Below are 22,650 nucleotides of genomic sequence, written 5' to 3' on the forward strand. Positions count from 1 at the left end.
GCTATGACTAAACAAAATCGCCAGCAAATCAAACTCACTCATGTGACCAAAGTGTTTAAGCAAAAAAATCAGCAAGTCACTGTCGCACTAAAACCTTTATCGACAACAATTTTTGCACAGGGTGTGACAGGATTGGTTGGCCCTGACGGTGCAGGGAAAACAACACTATTGCGTATGCTGGCAGGCTTGCTTTCGCCAAGTGCAGGTCAAATTAATGTTGCGCAATATAATCCGACTGAAGATCGGGATCAATTGCGCGCAATTTTAGGCTATATGCCTCAAAAGTTTGGTCTTTACGAGGATTTGACGGTTATTGAAAACCTTAATTTATTTGCTGATCTGCGACATATCAAACAAGAAGAACGTCAACAAATTTTTGCCAAACTCCTAAAATTCACCGATTTAACTAAATTTACCCAACGTTTGGCGGGCAAATTATCAGGGGGAATGAAGCAAAAATTGGGGTTAGCATGTACTTTGCTTGGCGATCCACAAATATTATTACTTGATGAGCCTGGTGTTGGCGTGGATCCTATTTCACGCCAAGAACTTTGGCACATGGTTCATCAACTAGCCAAAGAAGGGATGTTAATTATCTGGAGCACCTCTTATCTTGATGAAGCCGAGCAATGTGAAACAATTTTACTGATGAATCAAGGTGAATTACTCTTTCAAGGTCAACCCTCATGTTTAACTGAACGTGTCAAAGATCGAGTTTACCTGCTCACTTCGCCAATTTCACATCGTCGGTTATTACAAACGGCCTTAAAACTCCCTGAAGTCAGTGACGGCGTGATTGAAGGTGATCGTATTCGCTTAATACTCAAGCCGAATCACGCCATTGAACAAGTCATAGCAAAACTTGGGACACTTAACATCACTTATCAACCTACCTTAGGACGGTTTGAAGATGCGTTTATTGACCGATTAGGCGAAATAACTCAAAAAGAATCAATATTAACTAAAATTATGCCGCAGGTTGCCGGTCTGCCAAACGATATTGTCATAGAAGCAAAGGATCTTACCCGAACTTTTGGTGATTTTATTGCAACGGATCATGTTAATTTTGCCATAAAGCGTGGTGAAATATTTGGTTTATTAGGGCCCAATGGCGCAGGTAAATCGACAACATTTAAAATGATGTGTGGTTTATTACCGATTAGTGATGGGCAAGCGTTAGTATTGGGATTCGATCTCAAAAAAAGTGCAACTAAAGTACGTGAACGCATTGGCTATATGGCACAACGTTTTTCTTTATATGACAGATTAACTGTACGCCAAAATTTAAGCTTCTTTTCAGGCATCTACGGCTTAATGGGCAGTGAACAAACACTGCGCATGAATGAAATGATAACCGCATTTAATTTTGAGCCGATTTTAGACAAAACACCAGAATCACTCCCCTTAGGATTCAAACAGCGATTAGCTTTAGCCTGTGCGTTAATGCATAAACCCGATATTGTATTTCTTGATGAACCGACATCTGGCGTCGATCCTATCACTCGTCGTGAATTCTGGATCCATATCAACAGTCTAGTCGAAAAAGGGGTTACGGTCATGGTCACCACTCACTTTATGGACGAAGCCGAATATTGTGATCGCATTGCATTAATTAATGGTGGTAAGTTGATTGCTTTAGGCTCCCCCAACCAACTTAAGCAATCGGTCGCATGCAACGCCACCATGGAGCAAGCCTTTATTAAATTGGTTAACGACGCTAACTCAGGGGCAACAAAATGATATTTTCACTCTCTCGAACATTAACACTGTGTAAAAAAGAGATGAAACAGATTATTCGTGACCCGAGCAGTTGGATTATGTCAATTATTATTCCATTGATATTACTCTTCTTATTTGGCTATGGTATTAGTTTAGATTCCAATAAAATCCGTGTTGGGGTATTAGTTGAACAAACCAGTCAACCTGCCCATGATTTTGTCCAAGTATTAAATGGTTCCCCCTATATTGACCCCATATATCTGGATAATCGTTCAGCATTATCGGCAAAATTAAATGCTGGCGAAATTCGAGGTATGCTTATCATTCCAGTTAATTTTGCTCAACAAGTGCAAAATCGACAGGCTGCTATTCAGTTAATTACCGATGGAAGTGAGCCGAATACCGCTAATTTTGTACAAGGTTATTTAACCGGCGTGTGGCAAATCTGGTTACAGCAGCGCAGTCAACAGCAATTAATGAGTAGTCAACCAATGATTGACATGACTTCACACGTTTGGTTTAACTCCGCAGCAATCAGCAAAAATTTTATTTTGCCCGGTGCAATAACCATTATTATGACGATAATTGGCTCGATATTGACGTCGCTAGTCATTGCTCGAGAATGGGAAAGTGGCACGATGGAAGCGTTGCTCTCTACCTCGATGACCAAGTTGGAATTCTTATTATCTAAATTAATTCCCTATTACTTAATCGGTTTAATAGCCTTAATTATCTGTTTTATTGTCACTGTAGGCATTATGCATGTCCCTTTTCGTGGATCCTTTACGTTATTGTTACTACTCAGCAGTCTATTTTTATTGGTGATTTTGCAACTTGGCTTATTAATATCCACCCTTACGCGGAATCAATTTAATGCCGCAATGATAGCGTTAAACGCGGCCTATTTACCTGCGGTCATGCTGTCAGGTTTTGTATTTGAAATCAATAGTATGCCCGCTATCATTCAACTGGTTACCTATATCATTCCTGCACGTTACTACGTCAATATTCTACAAACCCTCTTTTTAGCGGGCGATATTTTTTCAGTCATGCTGATTAATGCAGGCTTTTTACTGATGTGTTTATTGCTGTTATTTGTGGTGATTTTCAAAAAAACCCGAATGCAATTAGATTAAGGTAAAGGAGTAACACTATGTTAAAATTTTTCAACACTATCGCCTTTTACCGCACATTAACTCTAATCAAAAAGGAGTTAGCCCTACTTTGGCAAGACAAACAGACACGCATTATCTTAATCGTGCCAGTATTGCTACAAATTTTTATCTTCCCCTTTGCTGCAACCTTGAATGTCAATAATGCGACCATTGCCGTTTATCGCCCCACGATTGATGAACCGACGACTGAGATAATCGATCGACTAGCCCATGCCAGCAGTTTTTCAAACGTATTGATATTAGATTCACAGCAAGCCATTACTGACACGATTAATCATCAAAAAGCCTTGGTGGTTGTACAATTTCCTGCTGACTTCTCTCGCAAGTTACTGAATGGACAATCGCCACAAATCCAAATAATTTTAGACGGTCGTAAATCAAATAGTGCCCAAATTGCCGCTAACTATATTCAACAAATTATTATGCAATATCAGCAACAAAATATGAATCAAGATAAGGGAGGATTAATCGTTCGTCACCGTTATAACAGTAATTTAGACTATAAACATTTTATCTTACCTTCGCTGGTTGCACTTATTACCACCATTGGCGTTATGATCGTAACCTCGTTATCAGTAGCGAGAGAACGTGAACAAGGTACGCTTGACCAACTACGTATTTCACCTTTAATGACATGGCAAATTTTTGTTGGTAAAGCGATACCGGCAATCATTGTGGCAACATTACAAGGAACAATAGTACTTATTGCCAGTATTTTTATATATCAAATCCCGTTTCAAGGATCGTTTATTTGGTACTATCTCTGTATGATGAGTTACGGACTCTCTTTAGTGGGATTTGGATTATTTATATCAGCACTTTGCTCAACTCAACAACAGGCCTTTATCGGTATTATTACCTTTATGGTGCCGGCTATTTTACTATCTGGTTTTATTGCGCCAATCGAAAACATGCCACTCTGCTTACAGTATTTAACTGAAATCAATCCAGTGCGTCACTTTATCGAATTGACTAAACAGATTTATTTAAAAAACGTCAATTTTTCAATCATCTGGCAAAGTCTATGGAAGCTCTATGCAATCACCATACTATTAGGCGGTATGGCTTATTATTTATTTAAAAAATATATGTAAATTTAAAGGGGATTTCACCTAGCCATATATTTCTTAGTTAAATTCTGTTAACTGTTTTGGGATTGATATCCAACCCTGACAATTCCTTTTTAATCAACATCCAATAAGAGAATTGAACGATCACAATCGGCATGTATCGACCAAACACAAAGCGAATAAACACTTACAATACTTGGCAATGGACATGTGACAATAAACACTTGTAAACCGTCACACTGCTATTTTCAATTTTTGGGGAGATGAGCGCATCAAGAGAAGATTATATTATCCCCTCTTGATTTGAGCATGTTCAATATCAGCAAAATCACTTATTCAAAAAGTCTGTTTGACATCCCAATGTTTATCATCGTTAATCTAGTTTAGGATGTTGATCGACTAAATCTTGACGCTATTCTTGCAGATTCTCGATTTGTTCATCAATATCTTCAACTTTCTGTTCGATTGAATCAAAGTGATCGGTTAAAATCTCTTTTGCTTCGCGACGATTTGAAGCAGCTGGTGTGGCGCCTCTTAATGGTTGATTTGCGGTTTCTCGCATTTTTAAACCAGTGACTAACCCAACCATTGCCACAACCATCAAATAGTATGCAGGCATATATAAGTTATTGGTTTCTTCGACAAGCCAAATTAGTAAAAAATATATTTTGTATATTGTTGTAGCTAAATTCCTCTACTGCTGGTTAATCAATTTAAAGGTTCAATTTAAGTTATTCAAACTTAAATTGTAAATCGATATTTTTTAAATTATTTTTATTACAGAATTAATGTTAACACTAATTCTAATGGTAAGATTCAATTTCACGCTTAACAATTTATAATTAATATAAACATAAAAAATATTCCTATATAAGATTAATCGTGTTTTATTAACAAAATCACCTTGTCAATTTTTAATTAGCCACTTTTAAATATAACTAGATTATACCTCACTTCTTTATAAACTTTTTGAGCAATAAATAAATTTGGTTAAATTTAATTCATTACATTAACTATTGTGGTTAGTTTTGGAAGCTGAATTTAAGGAAAAGCGTAATTCTAATTCTGAAATTAACTAAACATTAACCAATCAAACGATTTATTTAAAAATATTGTTGACTCAAAAGATATAATCGTTAAAATGCACATCATTCAAAACGCAATTACTTTAGTGATGTGTTTTTCGCCCGGGTGGTGAAATCGGTAGACACAAGGGATTTAAAATCCCTCGGCTTTTTTAGCCGTGCGAGTTCAAGTCTCGCCCCGGGCACCAATATTAATTAGAAAACTAATTAACGTCTACGCGGGAATAGCTCAGTTGGTAGAGCGCAACCTTGCCAAGGTTGAGGTCGCGAGTTCGAACCTCGTTTCCCGCTCCAATTTATCTAAAACGATTTACTTAATAAAGAGATAAATGGCGCGTTGGCAGAGTGGTTATGCAGCGGATTGCAAATCCGTGGACCTCGGTTCGATTCCGGGACGCGCCTCCATAATAGATATTTCAACTTTGTTCCCCATTATTCATTAAAAAATTTAATATAAATCTACTTTATATAATTTGGTGAAGATATATATTTTTTAAATAACTTTTAGAACGAATTATTCAGTTCAATATCATGCCACTAAACAATTAACTACCTTATATAATCTCTTTTTGATTCTAAAAACGAAGGCTTGGTTAACAAACTCAAGCCATCTTATTGAGTTATCAAAATAGCTTCCAGGAAAATATATATGTAATAATTTTAACAGTGAAAGGATATTTTATTTATGTCTGCATAATATTGAACCGCTATAAAGCAATCACTGAATTTAAAAACCAAAAAGATTAGAATTGTAAAAATACGATTCTCAATCATATATAAAATAAGTGTAGTTATTTGATAAATGCTATGCTAAAACAATCAGGATTTATTGCACCACACTCATTGTCAATTACTGCTATTGACCAAAAAATTAGCTTACTTTTTATAATGATAAAATAAACACTTTGACATTCCTCAGTAAATTTACATTTGCTATTCTTCACATCAAAGCGTAAAATCTGCGCCTTATTTATTTGCTTAATAACTAAGTATCCTAACTTAGTACTGACTTGAAATCAGAGGCATTTTCTTAATGGAAATTTTATATGCTAAACCAGAGCTGCTATCCCCTGCCGGCTCATTGAAAAATATGCGTTATGCATTTGCTTATGGAGCTGATGCCGTATATGCAGGTCAACCTCGATATAGTTTGCGAGTGCGTAATAATGAATTTAATCATGAAAATTTAGCAATTGGCATTAATGAAGCCCATGCTCAAGGTAAGAAATTTTATGTCGTAGTCAATATTGCGCCACATAATTCTAAACTTAAAACCTTTATACGTGATTTAAAACCAGTTGTTGATATGAAGCCAGATGCATTTATTATGTCTGATCCTGGTTTAATCATGCTAGTACGAGAACATTTTCCAGAAATGGAAGTCCATCTATCAGTCCAATCCAACGCAGTTAACTGGGCAACAGTTAAATTTTGGCAACAAATGGGCTTGACACGAATTGTACTTTCTCGAGAGTTGTCATTAGATGAGATCGCTGAAATACGTGAAAAAGTACCAGAAATGGAACTTGAAGTGTTTATTCATGGTGCTCTGTGTATGGCATATTCTGGACGGTGTTTACTATCAGGTTACATTAATAAACGTGATCCTAATCAAGGAACCTGTACTAATGCCTGTCGTTGGAAATATAATATATCTGAAGGTAAACAAGACGAGGCAGGACAAATTGTTCATAAACAAGATCCAATCAAAATTAACCAAGTTGAACCAACATTAGGTATTGGCGGACCGACTAATCAAGTTTTTATGTTAGAAGAGTCTGGTCGCCCTGGTGAATTCATGCCGGCTTATGAAGATGAACATGGCACTTATATTATGAATTCTAAAGATCTACGTGCGATAGAATTAGTTGAAGATTTGACTAAAATTGGCGTACATTCGCTCAAAATTGAAGGTCGCACAAAGTCATTTTATTATTGTGCTAGAACTGCCCAAGTTTATCGCCAAGCTATCGATGCAGCGGCAGAGGGCAAACCATTTAACCCTCAGTTATTAACTCAATTAAATGCTTTAGCGCATCGTGGTTATACTGAAGGATTTTTACGTCGTCATCATCATGAAGATATGCAAAACTATGAACACAGCCATTCAGTTTCCGATAAACAGCAATTTGTGGGAGAATTTAGTGGTCAACGTTTAAATGGACTCGCCGAAGTGATTGTAAAAAATCGTTTTTCAGTTGGTGATAGCGTTGAAATGATGACACCCAAAGGCAATCATACCTTTGTTATTGAAAGTATGCAAAATAAAAAAGGCCAATCTTTGCAATCAGGTTTAGGCGATGGTCATATTGTTTATCTAGCTATTCCAGATAATATTCCTTTAGATTATGCCTTATTAATGCGTAATTTTAGCAATGGTGCAACTACAACAAATCCACAAAGTAAATAACTTTTTAGGCGACTATCGTCGCCTAACTTTTAAACATTTTTATTGTTATTCGTATTCATTGATTATTCACGAATTAAATTATCCCCATAACCTATCCATTTATAGGTAGTTAATGCTTCTAATCCCATTGGTCCACGAGCATGGAGCTTTTGAGTACTCACTGCTACTTCAGCACCTAATCCAAATTGTGCACCATCAGTAAAACGGGTTGACGCATTTACGTATACTGCTGCCGCATCAACCTTAGAAACAAATTGTTCAGCATTAGCTAGACTTCGTGTTAAGATGGACTCAGAATGCCCTGATCCATATTCACGGATATGATTTACTGATGCCATTAATGAATCCACTATCACGATGTTAAGATCATTAGACAACCATTCTTGCCGTAATTGTTCATCGGTAACAAGTTCAATGGCAGCAAATCCTGCTGATTGTAGTATTGAAAAAGCCTCCTTATCAACATGTAGCTTAACGCCCTTCTCAGTCATTACCTGATGTAACCTTGGTAAAAATTCTTTGGCAATGTTTTGGTGTATTAATAAAGTTTCTAAAGTATTACAGGTGCTTGGTCGTTGAGTTTTTGCATTAATAATAATCGGTAACGCTTTATCCAAATCAGCGGTGTCATCCATAAAAATATGGCAAATCCCTATTCCGCCGGTAATCACTGGTATCGTTGATTGTTCAAGGCATAATTGATGCAAAGCAGCCCCTCCTCGCGGAATAATCATATCGACATATTGATCAAGTTTGAGTAATTGGGTGATATATTGACGATCAGGATCATTGATCGACTGTATCGCTTTAATTGGCAAATCAGCTTGCAATAAAGCTTGCTGAATGATTTCAATCATGACTTTGTTGGTATTAATGGTTTCTTTACCACCTCGTAAAATTGCCGAATTACCTGTCTTTAAGCATAACGTAGCAATATCAATGGTGACGTTTGGTCTAGCTTCGTAAATGACACCAATTACGCCAATCGGCACCCGTTTTCGTTGAATTTTCAAACCACTTTCTAGAATCGAACCATCAATTATCTCGCCAATCGGATCTTTTAAGGTAATCACTTTACGAACATCATTCGCAATTGCCTTCAATCGTTCATCAGTTAAGCGTAAACGATCAATTATGGCATCACTCAAACCATTTTGTTGCGCAAACTGAATATCAATTTGATTGGCGGCGAGAATGATATCGCGGTATTGTAATAATCCGTCAGCTATCGTACTTAATGCCCTATTTTTTTGTAATGTGGTTGCTAATAATAATTCAAACGCTGCTGTTTTAGCAGCTTTCCCTATCTGGTTAATCATCATACATTACCTGTTTAACTCTTTGTTATCATTCAATTGAACCATTTACCATTATTTAGATTTATGTTTATTTGAAATATTTAATGCTTGAGTGAATTCGTTAGGAGATTTCAAAAATGCAATCCTGCTTTCACCATAGCGTTTTAGAGAATGATTAATGATAACTTAATATACGCCTACGCCTAAGATAATTTAATTCAAATTAAAGCACATATTGCAAATACAGCTATTATTAACTCACTCAATCTGAACAGTTTAGTTAATACTAATATAATAAAAACGCTAATTATTTGAGCTTTATTTATAGCCTAATATTATGGCACACGTAAAAAATTATTACTTCATTAATAGTCATTTGTCCTATCCATCATGGAAAAGCAAATTGGCTGTTTCGTGTTCTAAATTTAATTTCAATTCAGTATTAATTTAATAAATTAAAAATTTCACAGCCTAACTATTAATAGCTAATCAATTTTTAATCTATTTGATAGGCATTATTTTTAAATCAATGTTAAATAGTAATCATGTCATCACGATGCAAGGCAACTCGACCATATTCATAGCCAAGCAATTTACTGATATCTTGCGAGTGATGACCGGCTATCTGCTTTAAAGCATCACTATTATAACGCGTTACACCTCTTGCAATGCTTTGACCATGATGGTTTAAAACATCTATTACTTCACCACGAGAAAAATTATCTGATACCTGAATGATACCTTTGGGTAAAATTGAACCGCCTTGCGTTAAAATGGCATTTACAGCGCCATCATCAAGCGTAATACTGCCGGCTGGTGGAGCACCAAATAACCAGTGTTTGCGATGTTCTAGCGGAGTTTGACAGGGTTTTATACGCGTACCTACCTGTACATTTTGTACAATATCCATAATAACATTTGATCGGCTTCCTGCTGCAATTATCACTTCAATACCTGCTTTTCCGGCTATCTCTGCCGCTTGAAGTTTTGTACTCATACCACCGGTTCCTAATCCCGAAATACTTTCGCCAGCAAGAGATTTCAAATGTTCATCGATGGTTGCAATTTCATTAATTAATTTAGCAGTGGCGTCTTTTCTAGGATCGGCAGTAAATAACCCCTCTTGATCGGTTAACAAAATCAATTTATTGGCTTGCGCTAAAATTGCCGCTAATGCTGATAAATTATCATTGTCACCCACTTTAATTTCTGCTGTGGCAACGGCATCATTTTCGTTAATAATGGGTATAATATGATTATTCAACAATGCTTGTAATACATCTTGGGCATTTAAAAAACGTTCTCGATCTTCTAAATCAGCGCGAGTTAATAACATTTGACCAATAGCAATTTGATAAATTGAAAACAATTGTTCCCAAAGTTGAATAAGTTTGCCTTGTCCAACTGAAGCCAATAACTGTTTTGATGCAATAGTGTTGGGTAATTCTGGATAACCCAACGCTTCGCGACCTGCAGCAATAGCACCTGAAGTCACAATAATAATCTTATGTCCTTGTTGATATAACTGATGACATTGTCTTACTATTTCAAGAATTCTGGCTCGATTTAGTGATGTTTTCCCACATGTTAACACACTAGTACCCAGTTTGATTACAAATGTTTGAGGTTTCATAATTTCGCCACTTTTAACATTATTTAAATTATTATGATCGAAAAACTAAATCTTTTAACCAATTTGCCAGATTTTGAGATCTTTGTTGTAAATCTTGTTTTAGTGTTAGCAATTGTATTTTAAATAGTTTAGTTGACTTAGTAGAGGTGATTAATTTAGTTTCCTCTATATTATTTAGCAGATCGCCTTCATAAAAAATATTTAAAACAGGTACATTACATGGCTTAATTAATAATCGTTGTTCTTTAAGCGAAAAGAATTTTAATTCAGCTTGTAACTGTTGTTCAGAAAAGTTTTTTAAACCAATACGATCAGCCAACATATCACGATAAATCATCGGTAATTTAGCTTGCATTTGTGGATCAATAAATATTTGATGAATAATTGGAGCAATATTTATCAGTCCTTTTATTTTTGAAGGCATTAAATAGGCAAGTCGTGTAGCAATATTAGCACCAAACCGATAACCTAATAAAATAACATTTTGATAATCAATCAATGGAACAGTTCTAATTTGCTCTAAAATAGCTTGATGAATTATAGAAGTATTTTGTGATAAATTAAAATGCTTACTATTTCCCATCGATGGATTATCAACAGTCAATAATCCTATACCGAGTGGTGCCAAATGCTCAATAAAGAAACGATAAAAATCAATCTGTAAATCATTTAAACCTGAACAAAGTAAAACCACCGGGAATGCGCGTATAGGATCACTCTTTTTTAAAGGTGTATGTAAAATAGCTTTTATAACCTTATCATTAAAATTGAAATCAAGATCTTTAACTATAAAAGGTGAATGATCCATTGCATGGCGATAATAACGATAAGCCAGTAAAACAGCCTGATTTGCTAAATCATCATTACGAAAATAAGGGTATCCCGCAAGTGTCATAAAACCACTGGCCATTAACCACGATTGGTGACATTTTGAATGATATGCTTCAAATTCGGACTCAGCAACAGTTAATTGTTCGTCAAAGTCTGCTTGTTTTTGCCATTTTGTCGCCTGAGCCCAAAACTCATAAATCCAATTACCCGACTGGTAACCAACGACAGTATCAAGCCAATTTGGATTGGATCTTCTTTTTTTTGAGATTGAAATTCGTGATAAAACCTCTTCTGTTTCAATGAAAGGTAAACCACGCCATTGCCAAGACAAGCGATTGATAGCACGATACCAACAGCTATTTCCTTCACTATCTAAAAATGAATTGGTCAGTTGTTGGCCACTTTTGATTTGCGTAACAAGAGTTGACGTTTCAGGGTAATCAAATTTAGGTTTAAATAATTTTTCAGATAAATTTTTCTCGTTCATCATCTTCGCTTTTGTTATTACTTATTATGTAATGAAATATTATCATAATTAGTAATAAAAAAAGCGTAATAAATGATTCATATTTAAATTTATTTTTGATCACACAATGGCTTAACAAAAGTAACCCCCATATCCCAGGGTTGTTCAATCCATGTATCTTGCGGAATATCCACTATATAATCATCAACTAAAGGACGACCTTCTGGTTTAGCGAAAATGGTAACAAATTTAGCTTTTGGATACATTTCGCGAATTGAATGTGCAGTACTACCAGTATCAACTAAATCATCAACAACAATAAAACCTTCTCCATCTCCTTCGGCACGTTTTAAAACGACTTTTTCACGTTGTTGATTATGATCATAGCTAGAAATACAGACAGTATCCACATAACGAATACTTAATTCTCTGGCCAAAATTGCTGCTGGCACTAACCCACCTCGACTCACGGCAATAATCCCTTTCCATTGTGATGCGGGTAATAACTTGGCAGATAGTTCTCGACCAAACATCTGTACCATTTCCCAAGTTACCGTATATTTTTTCTTTTCGGCAATTTCTTCAGCTTTGATTTGTTTTTTGGCTTTAATTTCTTGTGCTAAAAGTTCTTGTTCAGTTGATTGTTGATTTAATGACATAAATACCTGCAATTTCATGATTAATTGAGTAAACTGATAATGCGCAATTCAAATTACAATATCAATCGACTCGAAATGGATGTAAAATTGCACCTTATTATAGTGTGAGTAGTAAATAAAAACTACTATTTATTAATAGAATATTTGAGGATTATTATGCTTACTTCTTTAAAACCTAATTCACTTTGGGTTATTTTTAATCAAATTTGTCAAATTCCCCATCCATCACATCATGAACAGATGATTACCAAATATTTGGTTGATTTCGCAAATCGCCATAAAATTGAGTGTCATTTAGATAAAGTAGGCAATGTTTTATTAAGAAAACCAGCAACAAATGGTATGGAACATATACCATCAATAGCTTTACAAGCGCATATGGATATGGTGCCCCAAAAAAATGAAGAAACGCAACACGATTTCTTAGTCGATCCAATCAAACCTTATATTGATGGAGAATGGGTAAAGGCAAAAGGAACCACCCTTGGGGCCGATAATGGCGTTGGACTTGCTTCTGCCTTAGCGGTTCTTATTGATCCTGAAGTTGAACATGGGCCAATTGAAGTATTGATTACTGTTTCAGAAGAAACCGGTATGGTGGGAGCTTTTGGATTACAACCAAACTGGTTACAAAGCCATTATCTTATCAACACTGATTCCGAAGATGAAGGTGAGATTTTCACTGGCTGCGCTGGTGGTGTTGATTTTAAATCAACATTTGCCATTAATTATGCTGTGATTCCAGAGGTACATGACACCTTTTTACGTTTATCACTAAAAGGATTAAAAGGCGGTCATTCAGGTTGTGATATTCATCTTGGACGAGGTAATGCTATTAAGTTATTAGTACGCTTCTTTGCTGAATATGCTCAAGAAATAAATTTTCGTTTAGCTGATTTTTACGGTGGTTCGTTACGTAATGCGATTCCTCGTGAGGCCTTCGCTGAAATCTCTTTAAATCGTCAAGATTTAGCAAAATTTCAATCTTTAATCACCCAATATCACCAGGTTTTAGAAAGTGAATTAAATCATGTTGAACCATCAATTCAATTTATTGCCACAGAAATTTCACAAGATAAATTGAAGCGCGTTCTTAATGCTGATCATCAACAAAAATTGATCAACTGGCTTAATAGTGCACCAAACGGTGTAATACGTATGTGCGATAATATGCCAACTGTTGTAGAAACATCGTTAAATTTAGGTATTGTTGATATAAAAGAAAATCAAATTTCAGCTTATTTTTTAATTCGTTCGCAAGTCGATTCAGCTAAAGATGCCGTAGTCGCAACGTTAATTTCGCATAGCCAATTAGCTAATGCTAATTATGAAATCAGTGGTGGTTATTCGGGATGGACACCCAATTTAGATTCACAGTTACTAAAATTAGCTGAAGGAAAATACAACCAAATCTTCGCACAAAAAGCAAAAATCATGATTATTCACGCTGGATTAGAATGTGGTTTATTTACTAAACACTATCCTCATCTGGATATGATTTCGATTGGCCCAACTATTGTTTCACCACATTCACCCGACGAAAAAGTCAATATTCAAAGTGTTGAAAAATATTGGTCTTTATTATGTGCTATTTTAAAATCCGCTGATCAATTAAAGTAATCGACTAACAAAATTAAAAGGGCTAAGGCCCTTTTTTAATGCTAACTGATATACAATGATCGTTAAATTGGTAAGGTATTTTTTAATATTATTTGGTATTTCTAACTTGCACACATAACAATAATGATAATCCCATCATCACGGTAGCAATATAGTATATCACTTGATGACTATAAAAATCCGTCACGAAGCCCTGAATCATTCCACTTAATATTACGCCACATGTTACGCCATTATTAAATAATGTAGTCGCAACCCCCATCCGATTAGGTAATAAATCTTGAAAATAAATGATACCAATATTGGCGACAATACCAATAAATAATGCATTGAATATCTGTAATCCTATCAAAGCCCATTGATTTGAAAAAGTAATCACACCTAGATAAAAAAATAAACCACAAATAATAGCAAATAACATTAAATTTCGTTTACCAAATTTCGGGACTAAATAACCACTGGCTAACATGACAGGGATTTCTAACCCAGCCGCTATCCCCATTAATTTACCAGGCAAAGTATCTGCAAGTTGCAATACTTGATCAACATATAATGGCATATCAATGATATACATCATATTCGCCGTCCACATAAAAACAGTAGCTAAAAATAAAAAAATAATATTATGATTTTTAAATAAAGATTGCTCTATTGGATTAGTGGATGATTCAATACTGGTAAAAGTTTTAGGTGTTCGTGGTATCGCAGGTAAACAAAAGTTGACTATAATCATGGCAATAAGATACATGCCAATAATACTGTAATAGAGCAGATTAAAACCATAACTGATTGCTAATGCAAAAGATAATGGAGGTCCGATAACCCACGCCAATGATAATTGCGCCCTAATTAGTGAATTGAATACAACCACATTCCGTTTAGTTTTTTCAGCATATTCACGCGCTAAGGCAAAAATTTGTGGCATTGCAGCAGAGGCTAACGCAGCAAAAAATACGCCTACGGTAATAAGTAAATAATAATTGCGTGTTAATGCAAAAACAACACTATTACCTATTCCCATTAAGCAGCAAAATAGTACTATATAACGTCTTTGACCGTGACTATCAGAATATTTTGCTAATAAAAAACTGCCAACAATACTAGCAATGGCATTAATGGAATAAAATACTCCGACTTGAATTGGATTTGCAGCCACTTCATAAGTCAAAAATCGACTTAAAGTTGGTGATTGTAGTGCACTGGCAATACCGATAATAAATGCAGAAAACAGAAAAGATATAAAAATCAGAATATTATTATGATTAGCGAATTGACGGTACATGATAAACCCAAATAAATAGTTATTTGGTCTATTATAGACCTGAAACAAATATCAACAAGCGTTATAATAATTACTATCACTCACTAATTATAATGGTAAATATGAAACTTGAAGTTTGTTGTTATAGCATTAATGATATCATTACAGCGATAAATCATGGTGCTGATCGCATTGAATTTTGTGCTGGTCGCAATGAAGGAGGATTAACACCCAGTTATGGCGATTTATTACAATTATCGCAATTGAAATTACCCGTTGCTATTCACCCAATTATTCGACCGCGTGGTGGTGATTTTTACTATAGCCAAACTGAAATTAACAGCATGATAAATGATATTCAACTTGCACGCGAATTAGATTATCCTGGTGTGGTTTTTGGTTGTTTAGTCAGTAATGGACAGCTAGATATTATTAATCTTTTAAAATTAATTAAAGCAGCTGATGGATTATCGATAACTTTTCATCGAGCTTTTGATGTTTGTGTTGATCCTATTTTAGCGCTCAATCAACTTAATGATCTGGGTATAGATCGCATTTTAACATCTGGTCAACAGCAAGATGCCGTTAAGGGAATAAAATTAATCGAGCAATTACACCAACTCAGCCAATCTACCTTAATTATGCCTGGTTGTGGCATTCGTTCAACCAATTTAGCTTTATTTAAAGCAATTGGAATAACAGAATTTCACTCTTCAGCTAGTCGTTCATTGCCTTCGCCAATGCAATATCAAAATCAAAATGTCTGTATGAGTCATACTAAACAGGATGAATTTATTCGCTTTAGCATAGATCCTGATGAAGTAGAAAAAATGAAACAACTTTTATTATAGTTTTTATCTTGCTAAATCATTAAAAAAGTTAAGCAAACGACTTAAACTGATAAACACCAAGCATTAAGCGATTGATTTTAAAACATTAATAATATTTATCTAAAAGTCTGTTTGCTTTATTTAAGATGACGCAATTCAATCACTATTCATAACTGCGTCTACCTATTGAAATGAATACCTACTATCTTAAAAATTGCCCACACTTAACAATTTATGTAATTAGCTGAACTTGCAATTTATTTAATTAAGTAAATACTATTAATTTATCCATATTCAACTATCGCACTCTATTCATTCTTGCTTGGTTAAAACAAGTCAAACTCACTGTTCAATCGAACACAACGGTTATACCTATATAATTTAATTCTTTTTTGTGATAAAAGCTAAACAGTCATCATCGATAAACATTTCTTTATATCGTTACAATCGAAAATAAGGTATAATCCAGCCATTTTTATGGTTAGAAAAGGTTAGAATATGGGATTTAAATGTGGAATTGTTGGTTTGCCAAATGTTGGCAAATCAACCTTATTTAATGCATTAACAAAAGCCGGCATTGAAGCGGCTAATTTTCCTTTTTGTACAATTGAACCTAATACCGGCGTGGTACCAATGCCAGATAAACGATTAGATCAACTTGCAGAAATTGTTAAACCACAGCGCACATTACCAACAACTATGGAGTTTGTTGATATTGCAGGATTAGTGAAAGGGGCTTCAAAAGGTGAAGGATTGGGCAACCAATTTTTATCCAATATTCGTGAAACCGAAGCAATTGGTCATGTAGTACGCTGTTTTGAAAACGATAATATTATTCATGTTGCTGGTAAAATTGATCCCATTGAGGATATTGAAACGATCAATACTGAATTAGCACTTGCCGATTTAGATACTTGTGAACGAGCAATTTTACGTGTACAAAAGAAAGCTAAAGGCGGCGATAAAGATGCAAAATACGAACAAAATGTATTGGAATATTGCTTACCGCATTTAGAGCAAGGTAATAAACTTATCACGCTCAATTTAGATCAAGAACAGATCAATGCAATTAAGTATTTAAGTTTTTTAACGTTAAAACCAACAATGTACATCGCCAATGTTAATGAGGATGGTTTTGAAAATAATCCTTATTTAGACAAGGTTCACGCTTTTGCAGCTAAAGAAAATGCAGTTGTAGTTCCGGTATGTGCAGCAATAGAAGCTGAAATTGCTGAATTAGATGATGAGGAACGTGATGAATTCATGCAAGATTTGGGGCTTGAAGAACCAGGATTAAATCGTGTGATTCGAGCTGGTTATCAACTACTAAATTTACAAACCTATTTTACCGCTGGTGTAAAAGAAGTTCGCGCCTGGACAATCACCGTCGGTTCTACCGCGCCACAGGCGGCTGGAAAAATTCATACTGATTTTGAAAAAGGCTTTATTCGAGCACAAACTATTGCTTTTGACGATTTTATCAAATATAAAGGTGAACAAGGCGCTAAAGAAGCTGGCAAAATGCGTTCAGAAGGTAAAGATTATATTGTACAAGATGGCGATATAATGAATTTCCTCTTTAATGTATAAAATTATTGAATAAAAAGCCCTATGTGTTTTTAGGGCTTTTTTCATTTTATGCATAAAGTAAATAACTAAATGATTCGCCCAATATTTAAGTGATAAAAACAAGGCTTTTAAGTTATGAAAAAATCAGTTCTTTTACCTTTCTCTGAAGCAAGAGAATCTATTTTAGCCACCATAAAATCCAAGAATTACAATGCATATCACACGGTTGAATTAATCGATGCCGTGAATGGTTATCTCGCTGAAACGATTTTATCACCAATGAATATTCCGTCTTTTAATAATTCAGCTATGGATGGCTATGTAGTTAGAAAACAAGATATAGACTGCGCAATGACCGTCCTACCGATTGCTGGACGCCTACTAGCTGGCGAACAAAAACAGATTAATTGGCCAGAAAAAACTTGCCTTCGTATCATGACCGGTGCCGCCGTTCCCCAAGATGCTTATGCTGTTATCATGCAAGAAGATGTCGATATAACCGCTCATGGCATTAAATTTAATACTCAAACAATTAAACAAGGGCAAAATATTCGTTTTATCGGTGAAAGTGTAAAATTAGGAACTGAAATTTTCACTAAAGGCGAACAGTTAACCATTGCGAAATTAGCGACCCTTGCTACATTGGGAATTAATCAAGTTAATATTTTTCAACCTCTAAGAGTGGCCATATTTTCGACAGGAGATGAATTAACCCCGATTGGACAACCGCTAAAAACAGTTAATAGCATTTATGATAGTAATCGTTTTACCCTTAAGCTAATGTTAAAAGCACTCGGCTGTGAAGTGATAGATTTAGGTATTGTTAATGATGATTTAAACCTTATCACAAATACCTTAAAACAAGCTGCAAATCTTGCTGATATTGTCATAAGTAGTGGTGGTGTGTCGATTGGTGATGCTGATTATATCAAACAAGCACTGGAAAAAATTGGTCAAATTCATTTTTGGCAAATAGCGATGAAACCAGGAAAACCATTTGCATTTGGTCATATTGACCAATCACTATTTTGTGGATTGCCAGGTAATCCAGTTTCATCAATTGTAACGTTTTATCAATTAGTGCGCCCTCTTATTTTAGGTTTATATGGTCAAACACAACAATTTAAACCATTAACCTTTCAAGTTAAAACAAGTAATTATTTAAAGAAAACAATCGGTAGAATGGATTTTCAACGTGGTTACTTACACAATAATGAGCATGGTGAATTGGTTGTAAGCACAACTAGTCAGCAAGGTTCGCACATTACGACATCTTTCAATCAGGCTAATTGTTTTATTCTATTAGAAGCTGAACGGGGCAACGTCCAAAAAGGTGAACTAGTTAACGTAGAACTATTTGATAAAATTTTAAGTTGATTTATAGCCGGGACGGAGTTAAGAATGAATTTAGAAAATCGCTACTAGAAAATAAAAACGTGCCTAAAACAAAGCAAATAAGTTAATCTAATTGATATCAAATCAATAATTAGTTAAATATAACTGAAAAAATTTAGCATAATCAATTTAATATTAATTATAACTATAAAGAGAAAAGTTAATTTGTTATAAAGATTACGCTTATAATAAAACTGTTTTAATAATCAAAAAGATTTCATTAATGATTCAATTTACAAAAAATGACTAAACTAATATCAAAAATTTGTTAATTTAAAGCGACTAAAATTGCGCCAATGGCTATTAAAGCAACCCCGACACCAGCCCAAATTGAAATTTTTTCGCCAAATAACACTATCGCAAATAAAACAGCAAATACCACACTTAACTTATCAATTGGCGCAACTTGCGAAACTTTACCAACTTTAATCGCCATAAAATAAAATAACCAAGACAAAGCCCCAGCGATACCACTTAACACTATGACAAAAATTGCTTTTTTATCCTGAACAACCGTCTGAATTAATTGTAATTTACCCTGTACTACAACCACGCCAACAAGAAAAATCGCCATTACAACAGCTCTTATAGCCGTAGCTGTATTAGCATCTAAATGTTGAAGCCCTATTTTTCCCAAAATTGCAACAGCAGCTGCGGTTATAGCGGATAATAAAGCATAAATTAACCAAGCGCTCATATATTTATCTATTTATTATCAATTTTAATCAATAATTGCTGATTTCCAGGATTGTCCTGACACTGTTTAGAATTCAGCATTACACCATCGCATCCTTCTAATACTGGTTCTGGTTTCGACCATTGAGTTGGATGATCTGGATCGGTTTTCCCTCCACATCCTGCCAAACCGATAAAAATAACCAGTAAACTAATAAATATACCAATTTTTTGCATAAATATTCCTTATAATTAAAACTTATCATCGCTTATACTTCAAATAATACTATGTATCATGTTAATTGAGTTGATTCATTAATAAGCTAATTTGAACCAAAGAAATTAGTTTATTGATATAAATATAATTTATTTTTATTTATAATATGCTCAATCATATATTTTTCAATCGTTATTTACACTAAAACTAAAATTTTAATAACTCATTAAAATAACGATATATTAATGTTTACGTTATAATTAAACCAATATCATTTATTGGCCAATTACCATAATCTTCCAATGTGACAAGTAAACAGTTTTTCCGATCTGGTTAACAAATAATATTTTGACTATTTTTTTATTAAATTGATGTATGTTCACCAATTTTTAATATCGTAAATAATTGTTCATCATCAAGATTAGGTTCAGACATTGATTGCAATATTTTAGGCGGTTCATCAAGTGGATCATCGGCAAGTTCAAATGCCCCCCAATGAATGGCAATGGCTCGTTTACATGCCAATTCTTTAAAAATCTTTAACGCATTTTGTGGGTCTATATGTTGATTGTGCATAAACCAACGTGGAGCATAACAACCAATAGGAATTAATGCCACATCAATATTGGGAAATAATTGTTTCAGTTCACTGAAATGTTTTGCATAACCTGTGTCACCAACAAAATATATTGTTCGATTAGCATATTCCATCATCCAGCCACACCATAATGTACGATTGGTATCAAATATTGCCCGTCGGCTCCAATGATGTGCCGGTATAGCGGTTAATTTTAAGCCCGATATATCTAAATTATCATACCAATCAAGTTCAACAACCTGGTTCGCTCCCCAACTTAATAATTTAGGCTTTAAACCCAATGGAACGCAAATGATAACATCAGGAAAACGTTTTATCAGTTGTTTAATAGTTGGGTAATCTAAGTGATCATAATGATTATGCGATATGACTATAACATCAATTTTCGGTAATTGAGCCACCGCGGTTGGACAAGGTGTACGGCGTCTAGGTCCAATAAAACGTAAAGGTGATACGCATTTGCTAAACACTGGATCAGTGAGGATCGTTTTCTGATTAATTTTAATTAATGTGGAAGCATGTCCTAGCCACCAAATACCATTTTCAATCGCGGAAAAATCAGCCGTTTGAAACCATTTTTCAATAAACGCTTTATAACCACCAATAGGAGCTATAACTTTACGCTGCTTACGCCATTTAGCAAAATCAATAGGATTTATAACAAAAGGTTCCAAGTTACAAAAGCCTGTAGGGGTATGATGCTTTTTATTAGCATCATAATAAGGGTTTTTATAAAACATATTTCTCTCAATCAATAGTTTATATTTTCTTTTTGTCTTTCAATCATTATGGCGACATTCCTAGCCGATGCCACTGCTGTGGGTTTACTCACTTTAACTCTTACCCACGGCGTAAAATAGTGATCAATTAATAACGCTGCCACATTTTCAGCAACACTTTCAATTAAATTAAATTGATGATGTTGTAAATAATCGATAATTGCCTGACTAATTTGAGCGTAATTCAAACAATCGTTAACATCATCACTTAAACCGGCAATACGATTATCCCAAGCCATTTCAATATCAAGAATCAGTTTTTGTTTAATACTTTTTTCCCACTCATACACGCCAATAGTCGTTATGATAGATAATCCTTCGATAAAAACGCGATCTTTAAACATTTTACATCCTATTTTTTACCTTGGCATAGCAATATTATTCATAGCCAACATGCACGATTAGTTAAAATTAAATTCAATCTGTTCACATTACTTTCGAAAAGTATAAATATGCATAATCTGATAGTAAGAGATTACCTAATCTTATCTATTTACGCTATAATTTATTTAATTATTAATCACTTTTTTCAGTTATCTCATTATGGTAAGAATTTATCAACCTAAACCGATTTTAGCTAATAGTTCTATTGAGCTTGATGAGAACGCTTTTAATCATGTTGTCAGAGCATTGAGAATGCGTATAGGCGATTCAATTACTTTATTTGATGGAAGTAATACTATTACCCCAGCTATCATTCAACAAATTACCAAAAAAACGCTAATAGTACAAACCCAAGAAACCATTGTACAAAATCGTGAATCCCCTTTAAATATTCATTTAGGGCAAGTACTGTCCCGTGGTGAAAAGATGGAGTTCACGATTCAAAAGTCTGTCGAATTAGGCGTTACAACAATTACACCGTTACTATCAGAACGTTGTGGTGTGAAACTTGATGCTGTGCGGCTGTCAAAAAAAGTTCAGCAATGGCAACGTATAGCTGAATCAGCTTGTGAACAATGTGGTCGCAACCTAATTCCGCAAATTCGTCCCGTGACAAAAATAGAAACCTGGTGCTCACAATTATCTGATTATACTAAGCTTACACTTCATCCCCGTGCGTCATCAGGAATTAATCAGTTGCACTTAAATCATCTTAAAATTGCATTACTAATTGGTCCTGAAGGCGGTTTAACCGAAGCCGAAATAGCGATGACGCTTAACCAGCAATTTATTGAGATTCTTTTAGGACCTCGTGTATTACGCACTGAAACAGTTGCATTAACTGCTATAACCGCATTACAACTAAAATTTGGTGATTTAGGATGATAAGATAGTTGTGATTAAATCCTATCAATTTGATTTACTACTTGTCAGGTAAATTATTTCATCTTATTTACTCAAAGGTATATACTAGTAA

The 22,650-nt window shown here is 34.6% G+C and carries 18 protein-coding genes, 3 tRNA genes and 1 pseudogene; 12 read left to right on the plus strand and 10 right to left on the minus strand.

What is annotated here, in order from left to right; all coding sequences use genetic code 11:
• Positions 1-3 precede the first annotated feature (3 nt).
• The 3 genes from JMI89_RS09300 to JMI89_RS09310 are packed head-to-tail and all read left to right on the plus strand — an operon-like array spanning position 4 to position 3,988.
• Positions 4-1,740, plus strand: a complete 1,737-nt coding sequence (locus tag JMI89_RS09300; protein WP_220679924.1) for an ATP-binding cassette domain-containing protein — start codon at positions 4-6, stop codon at positions 1,738-1,740.
• Positions 1,737-2,855 (plus strand): ABC transporter permease, encoded by a 1,119-nt coding sequence (locus JMI89_RS09305; RefSeq protein WP_220679925.1) that lies wholly within the window; start codon positions 1,737-1,739, stop codon positions 2,853-2,855. The genes JMI89_RS09300 and JMI89_RS09305 overlap by 4 nt, the downstream gene beginning before the upstream one ends.
• Positions 2,856-2,872: 17 nt before the next feature.
• Positions 2,873-3,988 (plus strand): ABC transporter permease, encoded by a 1,116-nt coding sequence (locus tag JMI89_RS09310; protein WP_220679926.1) that lies wholly within the window; start codon positions 2,873-2,875, stop codon positions 3,986-3,988.
• Positions 3,989-4,376: 388 nt separating this feature from the next.
• Here the strand turns inward: JMI89_RS09310 and JMI89_RS09315 are convergent.
• Positions 4,377-4,613, minus strand: a pseudogene (locus tag JMI89_RS09315) (proline/betaine transporter); the annotation flags it as partial.
• A 536-nt stretch (positions 4,614-5,149) separates the two neighbouring features.
• Between JMI89_RS09315 and JMI89_RS09320 the strand changes: the two are divergent.
• From JMI89_RS09320 to yegQ, 4 genes are all read left to right on the plus strand, one after another.
• Positions 5,150-5,237 (plus strand) — tRNA-Leu (locus JMI89_RS09320).
• A 30-nt stretch (positions 5,238-5,267) separates the two neighbouring features.
• A tRNA-Gly gene (locus JMI89_RS09325) sits at positions 5,268-5,343 on the plus strand.
• A gap of 37 nt (positions 5,344-5,380) precedes the next feature.
• Positions 5,381-5,454: transfer RNA gene (locus tag JMI89_RS09330), tRNA-Cys, on the plus strand.
• 628 nt (positions 5,455-6,082) lie between these two features.
• On the plus strand, positions 6,083-7,459 hold the full coding sequence (gene yegQ, locus JMI89_RS09335; RefSeq protein ID WP_220679928.1) for a tRNA 5-hydroxyuridine modification protein YegQ: 1,377 nt from the start codon (positions 6,083-6,085) through the stop codon (positions 7,457-7,459).
• A 62-nt stretch (positions 7,460-7,521) separates the two neighbouring features.
• Here the strand turns inward: yegQ and proA are convergent, their stop codons facing one another.
• The 4 genes from proA to gpt form a co-directional block, all read right to left on the minus strand.
• A complete protein-coding gene (gene proA, locus JMI89_RS09340; RefSeq protein WP_370633738.1) occupies positions 7,522-8,778 on the minus strand; it encodes a glutamate-5-semialdehyde dehydrogenase in 1,257 nt (418 codons plus the stop codon).
• Positions 8,779-9,289: 511 nt separating this feature from the next.
• Positions 9,290-10,390, minus strand: a complete 1,101-nt coding sequence (proB, locus tag JMI89_RS09345; protein WP_220679930.1) for a glutamate 5-kinase — start codon at positions 10,388-10,390, stop codon at positions 9,290-9,292.
• Positions 10,391-10,421: 31 nt separating this feature from the next.
• Positions 10,422-11,708, minus strand: a complete 1,287-nt coding sequence (locus JMI89_RS09350) for an alpha/beta fold hydrolase (RefSeq protein ID WP_220679931.1) — start codon at positions 11,706-11,708, stop codon at positions 10,422-10,424.
• 89 nt (positions 11,709-11,797) lie between these two features.
• Complete coding sequence (gene gpt, locus JMI89_RS09355; protein ID WP_187755445.1) at positions 11,798-12,346, minus strand: xanthine phosphoribosyltransferase; 549 nt, start codon at positions 12,344-12,346, stop codon at positions 11,798-11,800.
• Between the two features lie 156 nt (positions 12,347-12,502).
• Here gpt and JMI89_RS09360 point away from each other — a divergent pair, with 156 nt between their 5' ends.
• Complete coding sequence (locus tag JMI89_RS09360; protein ID WP_220679932.1) at positions 12,503-13,966, plus strand: aminoacyl-histidine dipeptidase; 1,464 nt, start codon at positions 12,503-12,505, stop codon at positions 13,964-13,966.
• An 88-nt stretch (positions 13,967-14,054) separates the two neighbouring features.
• Here JMI89_RS09360 and JMI89_RS09365 read toward each other — a convergent pair whose 3' ends face one another.
• Positions 14,055-15,248, minus strand: coding sequence for a sugar efflux transporter (locus JMI89_RS09365; protein ID WP_187755446.1), 1,194 nt, complete (start codon positions 15,246-15,248; stop codon positions 14,055-14,057).
• A 101-nt stretch (positions 15,249-15,349) separates the two neighbouring features.
• On the opposite strand from JMI89_RS09365, the gene JMI89_RS09370 reads away from it, so the two are divergent.
• From JMI89_RS09370 to moeA, 3 genes are all read left to right on the plus strand, one after another.
• On the plus strand, positions 15,350-16,078 hold the full coding sequence (locus tag JMI89_RS09370) for a copper homeostasis protein CutC (RefSeq protein WP_220679933.1): 729 nt from the start codon (positions 15,350-15,352) through the stop codon (positions 16,076-16,078).
• A gap of 477 nt (positions 16,079-16,555) precedes the next feature.
• A complete protein-coding gene (gene ychF / locus JMI89_RS09375; RefSeq protein ID WP_187755448.1) occupies positions 16,556-17,647 on the plus strand; it encodes a redox-regulated ATPase YchF in 1,092 nt (363 codons plus the stop codon).
• A 114-nt stretch (positions 17,648-17,761) separates the two neighbouring features.
• A complete protein-coding gene (gene moeA / locus JMI89_RS09380; protein WP_187755449.1) occupies positions 17,762-19,003 on the plus strand; it encodes a molybdopterin molybdotransferase MoeA in 1,242 nt (413 codons plus the stop codon).
• A gap of 286 nt (positions 19,004-19,289) precedes the next feature.
• Here the strand turns inward: moeA and JMI89_RS09385 are convergent, their stop codons facing one another.
• The 4 genes from JMI89_RS09385 to folB all read right to left on the minus strand — a co-directional run bounded on the left by JMI89_RS09385 (position 19,290) and on the right by folB (position 21,634).
• Positions 19,290-19,718: an EamA family transporter gene (locus JMI89_RS09385; RefSeq protein WP_187755450.1), complete on the minus strand. Its 429-nt coding sequence runs from the start codon at positions 19,716-19,718 to the stop codon at positions 19,290-19,292.
• Positions 19,719-19,726: 8 nt separating this feature from the next.
• Entirely contained in the window at positions 19,727-19,933 is a 207-nt protein-coding gene (locus JMI89_RS09390) for a hypothetical protein (RefSeq protein ID WP_187755451.1), read from the minus strand.
• A gap of 343 nt (positions 19,934-20,276) precedes the next feature.
• Positions 20,277-21,251: an MBL fold metallo-hydrolase gene (locus JMI89_RS09395; RefSeq protein ID WP_187755452.1), complete on the minus strand. Its 975-nt coding sequence runs from the start codon at positions 21,249-21,251 to the stop codon at positions 20,277-20,279.
• An 11-nt stretch (positions 21,252-21,262) separates the two neighbouring features.
• Positions 21,263-21,634 (minus strand): dihydroneopterin aldolase, encoded by a 372-nt coding sequence (gene folB / locus JMI89_RS09400; RefSeq protein WP_187755453.1) that lies wholly within the window; start codon positions 21,632-21,634, stop codon positions 21,263-21,265.
• A gap of 199 nt (positions 21,635-21,833) precedes the next feature.
• Here folB and rsmE point away from each other — a divergent pair, with 199 nt between their 5' ends.
• The gene (rsmE, locus tag JMI89_RS09405; protein ID WP_187755454.1) at positions 21,834-22,559 is read left to right on the plus strand and encodes a 16S rRNA (uracil(1498)-N(3))-methyltransferase; all 726 of its coding nucleotides are present in this window, start codon (positions 21,834-21,836) and stop codon (positions 22,557-22,559) included.
• Positions 22,560-22,650 lie beyond the last annotated feature (91 nt).

Origin of the sequence: Frischella sp. Ac48, assembly GCF_019641635.1 — a bacterium.
In the GTDB taxonomy this organism is placed as follows: domain Bacteria; phylum Pseudomonadota; class Gammaproteobacteria; order Enterobacterales; family Orbaceae; genus Frischella; species Frischella japonica.

Excerpts from the sequence above, each read along its gene's own strand:
- JMI89_RS09300 (WP_220679924.1), top strand. The coding sequence starts at position 4 with ATGACTAAACAAAATCGCCAGCAAATCAAACTCACTCATGTGACCAAA.
- JMI89_RS09305 (WP_220679925.1), top strand. The coding sequence starts at position 1,737 with ATGATATTTTCACTCTCTCGAACATTAACACTGTGTAAAAAAGAGATG.
- JMI89_RS09310 (WP_220679926.1), top strand. The coding sequence starts at position 2,873 with ATGTTAAAATTTTTCAACACTATCGCCTTTTACCGCACATTAACTCTA.
- yegQ (WP_220679928.1), top strand. The coding sequence starts at position 6,083 with ATGGAAATTTTATATGCTAAACCAGAGCTGCTATCCCCTGCCGGCTCA.
- proA (WP_370633738.1), bottom strand. The coding sequence starts at position 8,778 with ATGATTAACCAGATAGGGAAAGCTGCTAAAACAGCAGCGTTTGAATTA.
- proB (WP_220679930.1), bottom strand. The coding sequence starts at position 10,390 with ATGAAACCTCAAACATTTGTAATCAAACTGGGTACTAGTGTGTTAACA.
- JMI89_RS09350 (WP_220679931.1), bottom strand. The coding sequence starts at position 11,708 with ATGAACGAGAAAAATTTATCTGAAAAATTATTTAAACCTAAATTTGAT.
- gpt (WP_187755445.1), bottom strand. The coding sequence starts at position 12,346 with ATGTCATTAAATCAACAATCAACTGAACAAGAACTTTTAGCACAAGAA.
- JMI89_RS09360 (WP_220679932.1), top strand. The coding sequence starts at position 12,503 with ATGCTTACTTCTTTAAAACCTAATTCACTTTGGGTTATTTTTAATCAA.
- JMI89_RS09365 (WP_187755446.1), bottom strand. The coding sequence starts at position 15,248 with ATGTACCGTCAATTCGCTAATCATAATAATATTCTGATTTTTATATCT.
- JMI89_RS09370 (WP_220679933.1), top strand. The coding sequence starts at position 15,350 with ATGAAACTTGAAGTTTGTTGTTATAGCATTAATGATATCATTACAGCG.
- ychF (WP_187755448.1), top strand. The coding sequence starts at position 16,556 with ATGGGATTTAAATGTGGAATTGTTGGTTTGCCAAATGTTGGCAAATCA.
- moeA (WP_187755449.1), top strand. The coding sequence starts at position 17,762 with ATGAAAAAATCAGTTCTTTTACCTTTCTCTGAAGCAAGAGAATCTATT.
- JMI89_RS09385 (WP_187755450.1), bottom strand. The coding sequence starts at position 19,718 with ATGAGCGCTTGGTTAATTTATGCTTTATTATCCGCTATAACCGCAGCT.
- JMI89_RS09390 (WP_187755451.1), bottom strand. The coding sequence starts at position 19,933 with ATGCAAAAAATTGGTATATTTATTAGTTTACTGGTTATTTTTATCGGT.
- JMI89_RS09395 (WP_187755452.1), bottom strand. The coding sequence starts at position 21,251 with ATGTTTTATAAAAACCCTTATTATGATGCTAATAAAAAGCATCATACC.
- folB (WP_187755453.1), bottom strand. The coding sequence starts at position 21,634 with ATGTTTAAAGATCGCGTTTTTATCGAAGGATTATCTATCATAACGACT.
- rsmE (WP_187755454.1), top strand. The coding sequence starts at position 21,834 with ATGGTAAGAATTTATCAACCTAAACCGATTTTAGCTAATAGTTCTATT.